Here is a 16,201-nt window from a genome sequence, read left to right as displayed (position 1 = left end):
AATCCCGTAATCCGCCGCGCGGCAGCGCCTGCGCACCAGACGAGGAAACCCCGATGAGCAACGGTAATGGAGTGACCGCGACGATCCGCGATGCCGTGGCGGAGAAGGTGAGCGCAAAGCCGGTGGCCAAAGCGCCGGCCAGGGCCGCCGCGAAGAAGGCGGTGGCGAAGAAGGCGACAGTGAACAGGGTGGCGGCAAAGAAGGCCGCAACGAAGAAGGTCGCCACGAAGAAAGCCATCGCGAAGAAGGCGGCCACGAAGAAGGTCGCATCGAAGTCCGCCGCGCCCCGCGTGGCGAAGAACACCGCAGCGCGCACCGCGCCTGCAAGGAAGACCGCGAAGAAGGCCGCCCGCGGGGCGCCCCGCTAGCGCCCTTTCCTCACCCCTCTCCCGCCCGCGGGAGAGGGGTGAGGGGTGAGGGCACCCATCCAGTCCAGAACACCGCAATACGGGATCAACAATGGCCGTCAGGATCGAAAAGAAAATCAGGGGTTACGCCGTGGTCCTTCCCGAGGACAGGGCGAAGGAAGCGGCCGCCGCCGCGCAGGCCAGTGCAGCCGCGGAAACCGCTGCGCGCCCCAGCGCCGACGTGATCCACATGCACGAGCGCATCGAGCGCCCCGAGGTGCTGATCGGCAGCACCTACAAGATCAAGTCGCCGCTGGTCGAGCACGCCATGTACGTGACCATCAACGACATCGTGCTCAACGCCGATACCGAGCACGAGCAGCGCCGCCCGTTCGAGATCTTCGTCAACTCGAAGTCGATGGAGCACTTCCAGTGGATCGTCGCGCTCACCCGCATCATGAGCGCGGTGTTCCGCAAGGGCGGCGACGTGACCTTCCTGGTGGAAGAGATGAAGGCCGTGTTCGACCCTCGCGGCGGCTACTTCAAGGCCGGCGGCGTGTACATGCCCTCGCTGGTGGCGGAACTCGGCTCGATCGTCGAGGAGCACCTGAAGTCGATCGGCATGATCCACGACCCGGAAATGAGCGACGCCACCCGCGCGCTGATCGCCGAGAAGCGCAAGCAGTACGAAGACCGCTCAAAAAAAAACAGTGACGTAAGCGCACCCGCCGCTCTGGACCCTTCTCCCGCCAGTGCGGGAGAAGGTGCCCGAAGGGCGGATGAGGGCGCTCTTCAATCAGCCAACGACCATCCCGAAGACATCGCCGTAACCGGCGACGGCACCAGCTTCCCGCCCACGGCGACCATGTGCCACAAGTGCAGCACGAAGGCGCTGGTACTGATGGACGGCTGCGCGACGTGCCTGAACTGCGGGTACTCGAAGTGCGGGTGAGCCAGGCGGCACCAGTGCGGAACCTGACTGGCCCCGACCCTCAGCCATGCAAATTGCCCGCCACCGCAAGACCGGCTCCGGGCACGTCGCGTGATGCCGCCCCCGGAGCCGGTGCGGCGGCCGTTTCGAGTTCCGGTCGCAACGCGGACAGGTCGTAGCCGGCACGCTGCGCGTCGGCGAGTACGTCGTCGACGGGACGCCGACGTGCCTGGCCCAGCGCCCACAGCGTGGTCGAGCGGGTGCCGGTGCGGCAGAAGGCGAGCACCGGGCCACGCGCCTGGGCGAGTGCGGCGTCGAACGCGTCCGCATCGCGGGTGTCGATCGCGTTGGCGACCACCGGTTGGTGGACGAACGCCAGGCCATGCCGACGCGCTTCGGCAGCGAGTGCGGCGGTCTCGGGCTGGTCCTCGGCCTCGCCGTCGGGCCGGTTGCCGATCAGCGTGGCGAACCCGGCCTCGGCGATCGCGGGGATGTCGTCGAGGGCGATCTGCGGGGCGACCGACAGTCGGTCATCAAGCTTGGTGTAATGAGGCATCGTATCCCTCCGGATCAGTCGGGCGCGTGCAGCGTGCGGTGAAGGGCCATGCCGGCGAGCATGGCGGCGGCGAATGCGAGGAACGGCCACTGCAACGTGACCAGCGCTGCGATCGCCGGTCCGGGGCACAGGCCGACCAGGCCCCAGCCGACGCCGAACAGCGCGGCGCCGCCGAGCAGGCGTGCGTCGATGCGCCGGTTGCCGGGCACGTGGAAAGCCGCCGCGGCGAGCGGCCGCTGTCGACGCCGGCGCCAGCCATAGGCCAGCGCCGAGGGCACCAGCGCCGAGCCCATCACCAGCGCCAGCGCCGGATCCCAGTCGCCGGCGACGTTGAGGAACGCGAGTACGCGCGCAGGATTGACCATGTCCGAGACCACCAGTCCCGCGCCGAACAGCAGGCCGCACAGCAGTGCGATCAGGCGGATCACGCGCCAACTCCGATGCCGTGGCGCACGACGAAGACGGTCAGGGCCGCAGTGGCCATGAACACGCCGGTCGCAGCCAGCGAGCGCGGCGACAGCCGGGCCAGGCCGCAGACGCCATGGCCACTGGTGCAGCCCGAGCCGAGCCGGGTGCCGTAGCCGACGAGCAGGCCACCGGCGACGAGCAGCGGCCAGGACGTGGTGACCGCGAACGCCGGCATGCGGATCCATGCCATCGCGGCAAGCGTGCCGACGAGCAGCCCGGCCATGAACAGTGCCGATGCGACACGCGCACCACCCGGTCCCAGCCCGGTCGCACCAGCCAGCATTCCGGACACCCCCATCACGCGGCCGGCGACGACCAGATACAGCGCGGCCGCGCTGCCGATCATCAGTCCACCGGCGACCGGCCAGCCCCAGTGCAGCGCGGCGACGCTCACAGCGCGTCCACCGGCAGCTTGAGGTCGCGCACGCCGTTGTCTTCGGGCTCGGGCAGAAAGCCGCCGCGCATGAGCGCGCCGATGCGGAAGCCGTCGCCGTCGGCGAACAGCCTGTCGAACTGGCTGCCGTCGCGCGCGAACCGCGCACCGGCGTTGAAGATCCTGCCGAACGTCTCCTGCACGGTCGTGATGTGGGCACCGATCGCCAGGCGCCCTCCGACGCGCGCCTGCAGCAGCGGCGCGGCCGACAGATGGTCGGCATGGGCATGGGTTTCCAGCAGCCAGTCGACGTGCAGGCCGTGGTTGCCGACGTAGTCGACGAGGTGGCGCGCCGAGTCGTCTGCGGTCCGGCCGCCGGGCGCGTCGAAGTCGAGCACGCTGTCGACGATCGCGCAGGCCGGGCTGTCCGGGTCGCGCATCACGTGGCTCACCGTGAACGTGGCCTCGTCGAAGAAGGAGGCGACCACCGGGCGCGGATACGCACCTGCGCGCGTCCGCTCCACCACTGCGCGTGCCACGGCGAGCGGCGCGTCCGGGGTAGTGGTCGAGGGCACCACGGGCTGCGACATGACACGGGCTCCAGAGGAAGTGTCGCTACATTTTCATACTTGGCGAAAGTGTGCAAGGATAGACGTGCCACGGCGACTGCCGCACCCACGCGGCCTTGCTTTGGCCCGCCCCGGACCCGCACATCGCGCATGCCCATCATCCCTGCCACGCCTGCCCATCCACCCCTGCGTCTGCACGAGCCGGCGCCCGCGTTCCGCGCCCGCACCACCCAGGGTGACATCGCGCTGGAGGACTACCGCGGCCGCTGGGTGCTGCTGTTCTCGCACCCGGCTGATTTCACCCCGGTGTGCACCAGTGAATTCATCGCCTTCGCCCGCGCCCAGGCCCGCTTCGACGCGCTGGACTGCGCGCTGCTCGCGCTGTCGGTCGACGGCCTGTTCTCGCATCTGGCCTGGCTGCGCGACATCCGGGCACGCTTCGGCATCACGGTCGGGTTTCCGGTGATCGAGGACCCCTCAATGGCCATCGCGCGCGGTTACGGCATGGTCGATCCCGCAGCCGAGGACAGCGCGACGGCGCGCGTGACCTACGTGATCGACCCGCAGGGCATCGTGCGCGCGATGAGCTGGTATCCGATGGAGGTCGGTCGGTCGGTCGAGGAGCTGCTGCGGCTGGTCACGGCGTTGCAGACCGCCGACCGCGAACGCGCCGCGACGCCGGAAGGCTGGCAGCCCGGCGACCGTCTGCTCGAGCCAGTGCCACTGGATGTCGAGGCCGCGCTGGCCGTGCAGCCGGCCGACGACGAGGCCTGGTACTTCCGCTGGCGGACGCCGTGACCATGACGCCCCCCGATCTGGACGCGATGAAGGCGCAGGTGCCCGAAGTGGCCGAACTGCTGCGCACGATCGCCACGCCCACGCGCCTGCTGCTGCTGTGCCAGATCGCCCAGGGCGAACCGTCCGTCGCCGATCTGGAGCGCGACCTGGGCCTGCGCCAGCCGGGGCTGTCCCAGCAGCTCGCCGAACTGCGCCGCTTCGACCTGGTCAGGACGCGGCGTGAATCACGCTCGATCCACTACTCGATCGCCGATGCGCGCATGCGCAGCCTGCTCGGCGCGCTGTACGCGATCTTCTGCGGCGACGGCAGCGGCCTGCCCACGCCCGGTGTCGAACCAGCAACCGCATCGTCGGCGCAGGCCGCCCCCCGTGCGCCCGCCACCCAGGCCGCGCGCTTCGCGCGCGTCACCCGCTGAGCCCACCCGAGGACCGCCATGCCCCTGCATCATCACCCGCGCGAAGACGCCCTGGTCCATTCGCTGTACGACAGCAAGACCGGCAGCTTCCAGTACGTGATCGCCGATCCCGCCAGCCGCCGGGCGGCGATCATCGACCCGGTGCTCGACTTCGACGAGAAGGCGGGCCATGTGGCGACCACCCAGGCGGACGCGCTGCTGGCCCACGTCGAGCGCGAAGGGCTGGAGGTGGTGTGGATTCTCGATACCCATCCGCATGCCGACCACCTCTCGGCCGCGGCCTATCTCAAGCAGCGACTGGATGCACCGATGGCGATCGGCGAGCGCGTCACCAGCGTGCAGGCGTTGTGGAAGGACCTCTACGGTCTCGACGATCTCGCCACCGATGGCCGCCAGTGGGACCGGCTGTTCGCCGACGGCGATACTTTCGACATCGGTGCGCTGCAGGCACGGGTGCTGTTATCGCCGGGCCATACGACGGCCTCGATCAGCTACGTGATCGGCAGCAACGCCTTCGTCCACGACACGCTGATGATGCCCGACAGCGGCACCTCGCGCGCCGACTTCCCGGGCGGCGATGCGCGCCAGCTCTATGCCACGCTGCAGCGCATCCTCGCCCTGCCCGACGACACCGCCCTGTTCGTCGGTCACGACTATGGCAAGGACGGCCGCGATCCGGCCTGCATGAGCACCGTCGCCGAACAGCGTGCGCGCAACATCCATCTGGCCGGGAATGTCGACGAGGCCAGCTTCGTGCGTACGCGCCAGGCGCGCGACGCCACGCTGCCGCTGCCCACGCTGATGCTGCATGCCCTCCAGGTCAACATCCGCGGCGGCCGCCTGCCGGAGCCCGAGGCCAACGGCCGGCGCTACCTGCGGATTCCGCTGGGACAGTTCACCCCGCCCGCGGGCTGAGCACGGGCGTGCCGCCCGGGGCGCGCGCGTCGGTGTCCACGCGTCATCGCGACGTCAATCGACCGGCACCCGCAGCGTCGCGAGCAGACCACCGCCCGGGCGCGCCGCGAGCTCGAGACATCCGCCATGGCGCGCGGCGATCGCGCGCACGATCGAGATGCCGAGACCGGCCCCCGCGGCGTCGGGTCGTCCGGCATCGCCCCGCCAGAACCGCCGTCCGGCATGCGCGATCTGCTCGGACGTCATGCCGGGCCCCCGGTCGGCAACGCGGATGCGGCAGGTCCGCACGCCGGTATCGCAGGCCATGTCGAGCTCCACGATGCTGTCGTCGGGCGCATACCGCAACGCGTTGTCGAGCAGGTTGCGCACGGCCGTGGCGAGCATCGAATGCGGCACCGCGGTCGCACGGTCCTCGCGCCCCGTCCGCACGATGCGTGCACGTGCCGCAGGCGGCAGCCAGGCGAGCGCATCGTCGAGCGCGCCCTGGATGGAATCGCAGGCATCGCCTTCGGGCACGGCCGACTCGGCGCGCGCCAGCGCCAGCATCTGGTCGAGCGTGCGCCCCAGGCGCCGCACGCCCGCGTCCGCCTGCTGCAGCGCGCGCGGCACGTCGGCGTCGCCGCCCATCCGGGCGACCTGCAGATGGGTGTCGATGCCGGTCAGCGGCGTGCGCAACTCGTGCGCCGCGGCATCGGTAAAGGCGCGTTGCTGGGCGAGCGCGTCGGCGAGACGAGCGAGCAATCCGTTGAGCGCATCGAGCAGCGGCTGCAACTCGCGCGGCGCGTGACGATCGTCCAGCGGCGACGTCGCGTCGATCTCGCGGGTCTGCAGCGTGCGACGCAACGCAGCGAGCGGCTGCAGGCCGCGACCGATTCCGATCCACAGCGCCAGCAGGCCGCCGAGCACCGCCAGCACCACCGGCACCGCCGCCGCCGCCAGCAGACCGCGGACCAGCGCGTCGCGCTCGTCGCTGCGGTCGGCGGTAGTGACCAGGAAGTCGCCGGCCTGCAATGTGTAGATGCGCCAGGCCGCACCGTCGATGACGACATCGGCGAAGCCCGGCGCAGGCACGGCGCGGCCTGCGAGCGCGGCATCGCCGGTGGCCGCGAGCACCTCGCCGCGCAACGAGCGGATCTGGCAGGCGATGCCCTGCCCGCCGCCGACGCCGACCGCGCCCGAGAGCATCGGCGCGCCCGTTTCGGGCGGCACCGCCGAGCGCTGCAGCAAGCCCGACACCATGCGCGCCGACATCGCCAGACGCTGGTCCAGCGTGCGATCGAGATTGCGGTGCAGGTCGTACGCCAGCCACGCCGCGGCCGCCGACCACAGCACGGCCAGTGCCAGGCCCGCGATCAGCACCACCCGCAGGCGCAGGCTCATCGCGGTGTCCACCCGAGGCGATAACCCAGGCCGCGCCCGCTCTCGATCGCCCCGCTGCCGAGCTTGCGGCGCAGGTTGTGGATGTGGACGTTGAGCGTGTTGCTGCCGACATCGGCATCGAGGCCGTACAGCCGTTCGCGCAGCGCCTCGGCGGTCAGCCAGCGGCCGCGCGCATCGGCCAGGTGGGTCAGCAGGTCGATCTCGCGCCGCGACAGCGCGACCGGCTCGCCGTCGAGCCACGCCTGTCCACCATGCGGTTCGAGCCGCAGCGGTCCGGCCTCGATCTGCTGGACCGCACGCCCGGCCGCGCGGCGCACCACCGCATGCAGGCGCGCGCCCAGTTCGCGCAGATCCACCGGCTTGACCAGGTAATCGTCAGCGCCGCCGTGCAGGCCGGCGATGCGGTGTTCGATCGCGTCGCGCGCGGTCAGCACCACGACCGGCACGCTGACGCCTTGCGTTCGCAGCGTCGCAAGCAGCGCCAGTCCGTCGACGTCGGGCAATCCCAGATCCAGCACCAGCGCATCGAACGCCTCGTCGAGACAGGCCGCCTCGGCCGCGGCGCCACTGCCTGCCCGGCGCGCGCTCATGCCCTGCGCGACCAGCCCTGCGAGCAGGCCCTCGGCGATCAACGCATCGTCCTCGATCACCAGTACGCGCATGGCCGGCCTCGTTGCCCAGGGGGCCATCACGCTAGTCGCTGTCGCGACACGATGCCAGCCGCGCGCGACTTAAGTTCCACTTAAGCGCGCCGGGTGATGGTGCACAGCCTTCCTCGCACCGGATACCCGTCTTGCTTCGTCGCCTCACCGTCCTCCTGCTGCTGGTCGCCGTCGCCACGCTCGCCTGGGCCCGTCCAGGCTTTCCACTGTGGCAGGGCGCCGCCGAACGCGAATTCCTGCCGGCCGAGCAGGTCTTCGTGCCCGGCCCCGTGCGCCGCGACGGCGACACCTGGGTGCTGGAGGGGCGCATCGCGGAGGGGCACTATCTCTACCGGCACGCCCTGCGTCTGCTCGATGCCACCGGCGCGCAAGTCGCGCTGCAATCGCCCGCCGGCACGCCGCACCACGACGAATTCTTCGGTGATACGGAGATCTACACCGGCACACTGCCCATCGCGTTTCCAGGCGACGCGCCGGGGCCGCTGCAGCTGCGCTGGCAGGGCTGCGCCGAAGCCGGCATCTGCTACCCGCCGCAGATCCTCCCGATCACGCTGCCCACCGACGCCGCGGCGCCCGTTGTCGCAGGGCCCGCGACCGCCCCGGAGGCGGCGCGACCCGAGGCGGCCCCGTCGCTGGAGGGAGGACGCGATGCGCAGACACCTGCACCCACCGACCCGGCGTCGGAGGACGGCCCCGCGCCGCCCCCGCCGCCCGCCGACATTCCAGCGCGTGCCGACAGGATCACGGCACCGGGAGCAGGCACAGCGATTGCGCCGCCGACCGGGACACCCGTCCCGCCCGCGACGCCGCCGCTCGGCGAGGACCAGGCGACCGCACAGCGCCTCGCCGCGCTCGGCCCGATCGCCGGCATGCTGTTGTTCTTCGGCTTCGGCCTGTTGCTGGCGTTCACCCCCTGCACCCTGCCGATGCTGCCGATCCTCTCGGGCCTGATCGTCGGTGGGGGTGCCGGACCACGTCGCGCGCTCGCACTGTCGGTGGCCTACATCCTGGCGATGGCCACGGCGTACGCCGCGGTCGGCATCGTCGCCGGCCTGACGGGCGCGAACCTGCAGGCGACGCTGCAGGCACCCTGGCTGCTGGGCCTGTTCGCGGCGCTGTTCGTCGTCCTGGCCGCGTCGCTGTTCGGTCTGTTCGAGCTGCGCATGCCATCGGCGCTGGTCAATCGGCTGGCGCGGGCCGGCGAGGCGCGCCGCGGCGGCAGCCTGCTCGGTGCGGCCTCGCTGGGACTGCTGTCGGCCCTGCTGGTCGGGCCGTGCATGACCGCGCCGCTGGCCGGCGCGCTGCTCTACATCGGCCAGACCGGCAGCGCGGTCACCGGTGGCCTGGCGCTATTCGCGCTTGGGCTGGGCATGGGCCTGCCACTGGTCCTGATCGCCGTGTTCGGTGCGCGCGTGCTGCCGCGCCCGGGGCCCTGGATGGACCGCGTGAAGTCGGTCTTCGGCTTCGTGATGCTGGGCCTGGCGATCACGATGCTCGCGCGCGTGCTGCCCGCGACGGCCACGCTGGCGCTGTGGGGCGCATGGCTGCTGGCGCTGGCGGTGTCGCTGTTCGCCTGGTCGAGCGTTGCCCTGCCACCGGCGCCGAGGCACTGGATGCTGCGCTTCGGTGCGCTGTTCGCCGGCCTCTGGGCCACGCTGATGCTGGTCGGCGCGGCCTCCGGTGGCGATGCACCGATGCGGCCGCTGGCGCACCTCGCCGGGGCGCCGGCGCTAGCGGCATCCACGCCCGCCAAGCCGGCATATGTGGACGCGAAATCCATCGCCGACGTCGATGCCCGCATCGAAGAGGCTGCGCAGGCCGGACGCTGGACGTTGATCGATGTCTATGCCGACTGGTGCGTGTCCTGCCACGTCATCGAGCGCGAGGTCTTTGGTCATCCGGAGGTCGCGGCGCGCCTCGCGTCGATGCAGGTGCTCCGCCCCGACGTCACCGCGCACGACGCCGTCGACCAGGCCCTGCTGCGGCACTGGGGCGTCCTGGGACCGCCGACGCTGATCCTCGTCGGACCGGACGGACGCGAACGCCGCGCCCAGCGCACGGTCGGCGAGATCGACGCGCGTGGCTTCATCGCCCGGCTCGACGCGGCAGGTGCGCCGTGATCGGCCTGGGCCCGTTCCCGATCGCGGTCGTGGTCGCACTGCTGGCCGCAGCCGCGGCCGTCGCCGCCGCCCGCCTGTGGGCGCGCCGCCTGCCGGATGCGCCTTCGAAGTCTGCGGGCGCGCTGGTCGTCGACGCGCTGTTCGTCGGTCTGCTCGCTGCCCGTCTCGGCTACGTGCTGCGCTGGTGGCCACAGTACGCCGCCGCGCCGTGGTCGGTGATCTCGATCGGCGACGGCGGTTTCGCGTGGTGGGCGGGATTGCCTGCCGCCGTGGGCTTCCTGCTGTGGCGCACGCGGAGCATGCGGGTCCTGCGGCGGCCGACCCTGGTCGGCGTGGCCGCGGGGCTGGCGGTGTGGCTGGCCGCCAGCGGCACGCTGACGCTGCTGCAGCGCTCGGCGCCACCGCTGCCGGACACGCCGCTGGTCACGCTGGACGGCACGCCGGAAGCGCTGTCGGCGTACACCGGCACCCCCGTGGTCGTGAATCTCTGGGCGACGTGGTGCCCGCCGTGCCGACGCGAAATGCCCGCGCTGGCCGAGGCGCAGGCGCGGTATCCGGATGTGCGCTTCGTCCTGGCCAACCAGGGCGAGGACGCCGCCACCATCGCGCGGTTCCTGCAGGCCGAGAACCTCGCGCTCAGCGACGTGCTGCGCGATCCCGGCTCCGACACCATGCGCACCTTCGGCAGCCGCGGCCTGCCGACCACCCTGTTCTTCGATGCCGACGGCCGCCTCGTCGACACCCACATGGGCGAACTGACCCGCGCCAGTCTCGCCGACACCCTGCGTCGTCGCTTCGACGCGCATCCGACCGTTCCCGCCTCTTCCACGGAGTGACCATGTCCCGTTTTCCCTTGCTGACCGCTGCCGCGCTCGGCGCGTTGACCCTCGCTTCCACCGCCTGCAGCCATGCCGAGGACGGCGGACGCCCGCCCGTGCTCGACGCGCTGCAGGGCCAGGGACTGGAGATCGTCGAGGAATTCGACGCCGGCGCCGGCCTGCGCGGCTTCGCCGGCGTCGCCGGCCAGCGCCCGATCGCGGTCTACGTCACCGGCAGCGGCGAGGCCATCGTCGGCACCCGCGTCGACGCGAACGGCGAGGAGGTCGACGCTGGCCGCCTGCAGGAACTCGTCGCCAGCCCGATGGGCGAGAGGATCTGGACACAACTCGAATCCGCGCAATGGGTGCGCGACGGCCGCGAGGATGCACCGCGCGTGATCTACGCCTTCAGCGATCCCAACTGTCCCTACTGCAACCGCTTCTGGCAGGCCGCGCGGCCCTGGGTGGACGCCGGCAAGGTGCAGATCCGCCACGTGCTGGTCGGCGTGATCAAGGAAGACAGCGCGAACAAGGTCGCCGCGATCCTCGGCGACGCCGACCCGGGCGCGGCCCTCGCGCGCAACGAGCGTGCCTACGCACGGGGCGGCATTCCGCCGGCCGCGACGGTACCGGCGGACGTGCGCCGCGTCCTCGACGCGAACCATATGCTGATGATGGAACTGGGCTTCGGCGGCACCCCCGCGCTGGTGTTCCGTGATGCCGACGGCACCGTGCAGCGTCGCGGCGGCATGCCGCAGGGCGGCGATCTCGACGTGGTCATGGGGCCGCGCTGATGCGCACGCGCACGATCGCGAGGCTGCTGTGCGGATTCGGCATGGCGCTGGCGACGGGGGCCGTGTGGGCCGCCGGCGATGGCCTGCTGCACCCGCGCATCGCACAGGCCGGCGGCATCGCCGACATCGGGCTGCATCCCGAGGCCGACCCGGGGCGCACGCGCCGGCTGCTGTTCGATCTGGATTCGGGCCGCGGGCAGGGCGTGCATCCCGGGCTGGACGCCGTCGCGCGCGTGCTGAACCTGCTGGCGCTCTCGAAGGTGACCGACGATCGCGTCGACGTCCTCGTGCTGCTGCGCGGCGGCGCGACAGCCCTGGCCCTGCAGCCCGCGGCATTCGCCCGCGAGACCGGACACCGGTGACGGTGTCGACACGGATCGTCCGCTCTGCTGCAGGGCTGCAGGTGCGGCAGGCACATGGGCGCCGCACGGCCGTAACCCGGTCAGCCACCGTCCGGCGCTGGCGCACGGATGCGGTCGGGCACGGAATCGACGGTGTCCCGCACCGCCTCGTCGGGACCGCCCTCGGCTTGCGCGCGCCAGCCACCGCCCAGCGCGGTGTAGAGCGCGATCTGCGCCAGTGCGAACGCGCGGTCGGTGTCGAGGGCCTGCTGGCGTGCGTCGAGCAAGGCACGTTCGGCATCGAGCAGGTCGGCGAGGTTCGCCAAGCCCACGTCGTAGGTGCGCCGGGCCATGGCCTGGGTGCGCTGGGCGCGGCCCAGCGCTTCTTCCCGCGCGCCACGTTGCGCGCGCCGCGCCTCGAGCTGGGCGGTCGCGGTCTCGACCTCCTGCAGCGCGTTCGCCAGCGCCTGGCGCAGCTGCACGTAGCCCGCATCGGCCTGGGCGTCGGCCAGATCGATCGCCGCGCGGCTGGCGCCGAAATCCAGCCACGGGAAGCCGAGCTGGGCAGCGAGCGAGCGCAGGTCCGATGCGCCCGACAGATCGCCGATCGCAATACCACTGCGCCCCAGCGCCGCGCTGACGCCGAGCTTGGGGAACAGGTCGCGGCGGCTGGCCAGCGCCGCCAGCTCGGCGGCCTCCAGCCCGGCCACCGCGGCGATGACGTCGGGCCGCCGGCGCAGCAGATCGAGTGGCTGGCCGCGCGGGATGTCGGCGTCGGCCATTGGCACGCGCGTGTCGCCGCCCAGACGCTGCAGGACAGTGCCGGGGGGCCGGTCGATCAGCGTATCCAGTGCGAACGTGGCTTCGGCCAGGCCGGCGTCGATGTCGCCGCGCTGCGCTTCCAGTGCGGCGCGCTGCGCGCCGGCGGCTTCGACGTCGAGCCGGGTGACCTCGCCAAGCCGGAAACGCCCGTCGGCGACGCGCTCGGCATCACGCGCGATGCGCACGCCCTCGTCGAGGAGTGCGCGCTGCGCGAGCAGCGCGCGCGCCTGCACATAGCCCTGCGCGAGATTGGACGCGACGGCGAGCCGTACCGCCACCAGCTGCGCTTCGGCCGACTGCACCTGGCGGCCGGCGCCGTCGCGGCGCAACCGGTTCGCGCCGAACAGGTCCACTTCCCATTCGGCCTGCAGCGCCAGTTGCCAGGTGTCGAAATTGACGTCGCCGCCGACATCGAATTCCTCGCCGACCGGCGTGTCGGCCAGCGCGTCGGTATTGATGATCTGGCGGCTGGCCTGTCCGCCCAGGTCGAGCCGCGGCAGCAGCGCCGCGCGAGACCGGCGCAGCTGTGCGCGGGCGGTGCGCAGCTGCGCCAGCGCCGCCTGCTGGTCGAGGTTGCGGACCAGGGCGGTCTCGACGAGTTCGGCCAGCAGCGGATCGTCGAACTGGCGCCACCAGTATGCGAGCGCCGCCGGATCGGCCGGCCGCGCGGCATCACCCGCGGGCGCGTAGTAGGCCGCCGGCAGCGGCGGCCGCTCGCGCACCGGCGGCGTGCTGCAGGCGGCGAGCGCGAGCGCGGCCGCGAGGACACCGAGCCTGGAGATCTTCATGCGCGTGCCTCCTCGGTCCTGCGGTCGTCGTCGCGCGGCACCTTGAAGACCAGCAGGTACAGGCACGGCACGACGACCAGGGTGAGCACGGTCGCGAACGCCAGACCGCCCATGATCGTCACGGCCAGCGATGCGAACAGATCGTCGAACAGCAGCGGCACCATGCCCAGCACCGTGGTGCCGGCCGCCATCGTCACCGGCACCAGGCGGCTCGTCGTCGCTTCGACGATCGCGGCGCGGCCATTGCCGCCTCCGGCCATCCGGCGGTCGATCTCCTCCACCAGCACGATCGCGTTCTTGAGCAGCAGGCCGGTCAGGCTGAGCAGACCGAGCAGCGCCACGAAGCCGAACGGCTGGCCGGAGATCGCCAGCCCGATGGTCACGCCGCAGATCGACATCGGCACCACCAGCCAGATCACCACCGGCTGGCGCACGCGGGAAAACAGCAGCACGGTCACCAGGATCATGCCCAGATACGGCAGCAGCAGCGTGCGCATCAGGGCCGTCTGCGCATCGCCGGAACTCTCGAATTCGCCGCCCCAGGTCAGGGTGTAGCCGGGCGGCAGCGGCATGGCTTCGATCGCCTCGCGGATGTCGGCATGGGCGTCGCTCGCCTCCACGCCGACCACCGGCTCGGCCTGCACGGCGATGGTGCGCACGCGATCGCGGCGCTGGATCGCGGCGTCCTCCTGCACCACGTCGACGCGATCGGCCACCTGGGCGATCGGGACGTAGGCCGTCGCGCCCGCGCTCCAGGCGAGGCGATCGAGCAGGCCTTCCGGCGCAGGGCGCTCGTCGTCCGGCGCGCGCAGCAGCACCTGGCGCTGCGCATCGCCCTCGCGCAGCACCGCCAGCGGCACGCCTTCGGTGGCCATGGTCAGCGCTTGGGCGATGTCCTGTCGGCCGAGTCCGGCCTCGGCCATGCGCTGCAGATCCAGCCGCGGCCGTAGCACGAGCTCGCGTTCGCCCCAGTCGTGGTGCACGTTCTCGAGCATCGGCGTGTCGCGGAAAATGGCCTCGGCACGCGCCGCGATCTCGCGCAGCGTCTCGCCCGAGGGACCGCTGAAGCGCGCCTCGACGCGCGCCTCGGACGCGCCGCCGAACATCAGCCGCGCCGCGTGCACGCGCAGCTCGGGGAAGCGCTCAACAGCTTCGCGATTGAGGCGGGTGAGCATGTCCTCGAGCACGTCGGCGTCGTCGACCAGCAGGATGACCTGCGCGAACGCGCTGTCGGGCATCGCCGGCGCGTAGGTCAGCATGAAGCGCGAGGCGCCCTGCCCCACGAACGCGACCCGGCTGCGCACCTCGGGAAACGCATCGGCCAGATAGTCCTCGACCTCGCGCACCGCGGCGTCGGTGGCGCGGATGTCGCTGCCCTGGCGGGTGTTGATGTCGACGAAGGCCATCGGCGTGGACGCGGGCGGAAAGAACGACTGCGGCAGGAAGCCGAATCCGACGACGCAGCCGATGGTCAGCAGTGTCGCCAGGGTCACGGTCAGGCCGGCGCGACCGAGCCGCGCATCGAGCATCCCGCGGAAGCGGTCGTAGAACCTGCCCTGGTAGGGGCTGTCGCCCGCATCGCCGTCGCCGTCGCGTCCGTCTTCGTCGTCGCGCTCGCGCGCGTCCTTCGACGCCAGCCACCAGTAGCCCAGCAGCGGCACCACGGTGATCGCCAGCACCCAGCTGAGCAGCAGCGAGATCAGGATCACCGAGAACAGCGAGAACAGGAATTCACCGGTGGTGTCCTGCGACAGGCCGATGCCGGCGAACGCGAGGATGCCGATGATGGTCGCGCCGAGCAGCGACCATTGCGTCAGCCGGACCGACTCGCGCGCCGCGCGCATCGCCGAGTGCCCCTGGCGCAGCCGCACCTGCATGCCGTCGCAGATCACCACAGCGTTGTCGACCAGCATGCCCATCGCGATCACCAGCGCCGCCAGCGACACGCGTTCGAGCTGCAGGCCCAGCAGATACATCGCCAGCAGCGTGCCGCCGACAGTCAGCAGCAGCACGCTGCCGATGATCACGCCGGCGCGCCAGCCCATCACCAGACACAGCACGCCGATCACGATGCCCAGTGACATCGCCACGTTGATCGCGAAGCTGGTCACCGCCGCGTCGACGACATCGGCCTGCTGGTAGATCGGATGCAGTTCGACGCCGAGCGGCAGGGTCGGCTCGAGCCGCGCCAGGGCCGCGTCGACGGCCTCGCCCACGTCGACGATGTTCACCGACGGCAGGCCGGCGACGCCGATGGTCAGCGCCTCGCGCCCGTCGTGGCGGATGATCTGGGCCGGCCGCTCGGCGAACTCGCGGCGGATCTGCGCGATGTCGCCGAGGGTCACCCGCGCATCGCCGCGCCCCACCGGCAACGTGCGCAGGGCCTGCAGCGTATCGAAGGCGCCGCCGGGCGCGACGCGCAGGTACAGGTCCTCGCTGCGCAGCCCACCGGCGTGCAGTTCGGTTTCCGCATCGGCCAGTGCGCCGGCGATCTCCTCGGGCGCGATGCGCAGCGCGGCGAGGCGCGCCTGCGGAATCTCGACGACGAACCGTTCCTCGATCGCGCCGGCGATCTCGACCTTGCCCACGCCCTCCACCGGCAGCAGGCCGCGGCGCAGGGTCTTGGCGGCCTCGTGCAGCTCGGTGCGGGTGAGGCCGTCGCCGGTCATCGCGTAGTACAGGCCGAAGACATCGCCGAAATCGTCGTTGACCACCGGCGCCTGCGCACCGGGCGGCAGACTGGCCGCGGTGTCGTTGATCTTGCGCCGCAGCTCGTCCCAGATCTGCGGAATCTCCTCGCTGGAATAGCGCTCGAGGATCTCCACCCGCAGCTCGGAATAGCCGGGCCGCGACGTCGTGCGCACCTGCTTGAGCTGGGTGAGCTGCTGGACCGCGCTTTCGAGCACGTCGCTGACTTCGCGCTCCACCTGTTCGGCGCTGGCGCCGGGGTAGATCGTGGTCACGACCGCTTCCTTGATCGTGAACTCGGGGTCTTCCAGCCGCTCGAGATTGAAATAGGCGAACACGCCGCCGACCAGGCAGGCGAGGATCAGCAGCCAGACATTGACCGGGTGGCGGATGGCGTAACGCGCGATCTCCATGC

Annotated in this window: 15 protein-coding genes and 2 pseudogenes; 9 read left to right on the top strand and 8 right to left on the bottom strand. The window is 71.5% G+C overall.

Annotation, left to right across the window (positions count from 1 at the left end; all coding sequences use genetic code 11):
* The first annotated feature begins 71 nt into the window (after positions 1-71).
* Entirely contained in the window at positions 72-368 is a 297-nt protein-coding gene (locus LDO11_RS11330) for a hypothetical protein (protein ID WP_232141642.1), read from the top strand.
* Between the two features lie 91 nt (positions 369-459).
* Positions 460-1,299 (top strand): TSCPD domain-containing protein, encoded by an 840-nt coding sequence (locus LDO11_RS11325; protein ID WP_232141641.1) that lies wholly within the window; start codon positions 460-462, stop codon positions 1,297-1,299.
* 40 nt (positions 1,300-1,339) lie between these two features.
* On the opposite strand, the gene LDO11_RS11320 is transcribed toward LDO11_RS11325, so the two are convergent.
* The 4 genes and pseudogenes from LDO11_RS11320 to LDO11_RS15940 all read right to left on the bottom strand — a co-directional run.
* On the bottom strand, positions 1,340-1,834 hold the full coding sequence (locus tag LDO11_RS11320) for a protein tyrosine phosphatase family protein (RefSeq protein WP_232141640.1): 495 nt from the start codon (positions 1,832-1,834) through the stop codon (positions 1,340-1,342).
* A 14-nt stretch (positions 1,835-1,848) separates the two neighbouring features.
* A complete protein-coding gene (locus LDO11_RS11315; RefSeq protein WP_232141639.1) occupies positions 1,849-2,262 on the bottom strand; it encodes a DUF6691 family protein in 414 nt (137 codons plus the stop codon).
* Positions 2,259-2,696 carry a YeeE/YedE family protein gene (locus LDO11_RS11310; RefSeq protein WP_435574634.1) on the bottom strand — a complete coding sequence of 146 codons (438 nt, stop codon included), beginning with the start codon at positions 2,694-2,696 and terminating at the stop codon, positions 2,259-2,261. Before LDO11_RS11310 ends, LDO11_RS11315 begins: the two co-directional genes overlap by 4 nt.
* Before the next feature lie 71 nt (positions 2,697-2,767).
* Positions 2,768-3,115 (bottom strand): annotated as a pseudogene (locus LDO11_RS15940) (MBL fold metallo-hydrolase); the annotation flags it as partial.
* A 279-nt stretch (positions 3,116-3,394) separates the two neighbouring features.
* On the opposite strand from LDO11_RS15940, the gene LDO11_RS11300 reads away from it, so the two are divergent.
* From LDO11_RS11300 to LDO11_RS11290, 3 genes and pseudogenes are all read left to right on the top strand, one after another.
* Positions 3,395-4,042, top strand: a complete 648-nt coding sequence (locus tag LDO11_RS11300) for a peroxiredoxin (RefSeq protein ID WP_232141637.1) — start codon at positions 3,395-3,397, stop codon at positions 4,040-4,042.
* Positions 4,043-4,068: 26 nt separating this feature from the next.
* Positions 4,069-4,347: pseudogene (locus LDO11_RS11295) on the top strand (metalloregulator ArsR/SmtB family transcription factor); the annotation flags it as partial.
* 129 nt (positions 4,348-4,476) lie between these two features.
* Complete coding sequence (locus tag LDO11_RS11290; protein ID WP_232141636.1) at positions 4,477-5,373, top strand: MBL fold metallo-hydrolase; 897 nt, start codon at positions 4,477-4,479, stop codon at positions 5,371-5,373.
* Between the two features lie 54 nt (positions 5,374-5,427).
* On the opposite strand, the gene LDO11_RS11285 is transcribed toward LDO11_RS11290, so the two are convergent.
* Entirely contained in the window at positions 5,428-6,753 is a 1,326-nt protein-coding gene (locus tag LDO11_RS11285; protein WP_232141635.1) for an ATP-binding protein, read from the bottom strand.
* Positions 6,750-7,415: a response regulator gene (locus tag LDO11_RS11280; RefSeq protein ID WP_232141634.1), complete on the bottom strand. Its 666-nt coding sequence runs from the start codon at positions 7,413-7,415 to the stop codon at positions 6,750-6,752. Before LDO11_RS11280 ends, LDO11_RS11285 begins: the two co-directional genes overlap by 4 nt.
* A 131-nt stretch (positions 7,416-7,546) precedes the next feature.
* On the opposite strand from LDO11_RS11280, the gene dsbD reads away from it, so the two are divergent.
* The 4 genes from dsbD to LDO11_RS11260 are packed head-to-tail and all read left to right on the top strand — an operon-like array spanning position 7,547 to position 11,509.
* Positions 7,547-9,535 carry a protein-disulfide reductase DsbD gene (gene dsbD, locus LDO11_RS11275; protein ID WP_232141633.1) on the top strand — a complete coding sequence of 663 codons (1,989 nt, stop codon included), beginning with the start codon at positions 7,547-7,549 and terminating at the stop codon, positions 9,533-9,535.
* On the top strand, positions 9,532-10,371 hold the full coding sequence (locus LDO11_RS11270; protein WP_232141632.1) for a prolipoprotein diacylglyceryl transferase family protein: 840 nt from the start codon (positions 9,532-9,534) through the stop codon (positions 10,369-10,371). Before dsbD ends, LDO11_RS11270 begins: the two co-directional genes overlap by 4 nt.
* A 2-nt stretch (positions 10,372-10,373) precedes the next feature.
* The gene (gene dsbG, locus LDO11_RS11265; protein ID WP_232141631.1) at positions 10,374-11,147 is read left to right on the top strand and encodes a thiol:disulfide interchange protein DsbG; all 774 of its coding nucleotides are present in this window, start codon (positions 10,374-10,376) and stop codon (positions 11,145-11,147) included.
* The gene (locus LDO11_RS11260) at positions 11,147-11,509 is read left to right on the top strand and encodes a hypothetical protein (protein WP_232141630.1); all 363 of its coding nucleotides are present in this window, start codon (positions 11,147-11,149) and stop codon (positions 11,507-11,509) included. Before dsbG ends, LDO11_RS11260 begins: the two co-directional genes overlap by 1 nt.
* 80 nt (positions 11,510-11,589) lie before the next feature.
* Here LDO11_RS11260 and LDO11_RS11255 read toward each other — a convergent pair whose 3' ends face one another.
* Both LDO11_RS11255 and LDO11_RS11250 read right to left on the bottom strand, forming a co-directional pair.
* Entirely contained in the window at positions 11,590-13,098 is a 1,509-nt protein-coding gene (locus tag LDO11_RS11255; protein ID WP_232141629.1) for an efflux transporter outer membrane subunit, read from the bottom strand.
* Positions 13,095-16,199, bottom strand: a complete 3,105-nt coding sequence (locus LDO11_RS11250) for an efflux RND transporter permease subunit (RefSeq protein WP_232141628.1) — start codon at positions 16,197-16,199, stop codon at positions 13,095-13,097. The genes LDO11_RS11255 and LDO11_RS11250 overlap by 4 nt, the downstream gene beginning before the upstream one ends.
* Positions 16,200-16,201: the final 2 nt, after the last annotated feature.

Source organism: Alterluteimonas muca (assembly GCF_021191595.1).
In the GTDB taxonomy this organism is placed as follows: domain Bacteria; phylum Pseudomonadota; class Gammaproteobacteria; order Xanthomonadales; family Xanthomonadaceae; genus Luteimonas; species Luteimonas muca.
Note: the sequence above shows the minus strand (reverse complement) of the source record. Positions and strands in the feature narration are given on the sequence as shown.

Bases quoted from the DNA above. Each gene is read 5' to 3' on its own strand.
- LDO11_RS11325 (WP_232141641.1), top strand. From the start codon at position 460: ATGGCCGTCAGGATCGAAAAGAAAATCAGGGGTTACGCCGTGGTCCTT.
- LDO11_RS11320 (WP_232141640.1), bottom strand. From the start codon at position 1,834: ATGCCTCATTACACCAAGCTTGATGACCGACTGTCGGTCGCCCCGCAG.
- LDO11_RS11300 (WP_232141637.1), top strand. From the start codon at position 3,395: ATGCCCATCATCCCTGCCACGCCTGCCCATCCACCCCTGCGTCTGCAC.
- LDO11_RS11290 (WP_232141636.1), top strand. From the start codon at position 4,477: ATGCCCCTGCATCATCACCCGCGCGAAGACGCCCTGGTCCATTCGCTG.
- LDO11_RS11285 (WP_232141635.1), bottom strand. From the start codon at position 6,753: ATGAGCCTGCGCCTGCGGGTGGTGCTGATCGCGGGCCTGGCACTGGCC.
- LDO11_RS11280 (WP_232141634.1), bottom strand. From the start codon at position 7,415: ATGCGCGTACTGGTGATCGAGGACGATGCGTTGATCGCCGAGGGCCTG.
- dsbG (WP_232141631.1), top strand. From the start codon at position 10,374: ATGTCCCGTTTTCCCTTGCTGACCGCTGCCGCGCTCGGCGCGTTGACC.
- LDO11_RS11260 (WP_232141630.1), top strand. From the start codon at position 11,147: ATGCGCACGCGCACGATCGCGAGGCTGCTGTGCGGATTCGGCATGGCG.
- LDO11_RS11255 (WP_232141629.1), bottom strand. From the start codon at position 13,098: ATGAAGATCTCCAGGCTCGGTGTCCTCGCGGCCGCGCTCGCGCTCGCC.
- LDO11_RS11250 (WP_232141628.1), bottom strand. From the start codon at position 16,199: ATGGAGATCGCGCGTTACGCCATCCGCCACCCGGTCAATGTCTGGCTG.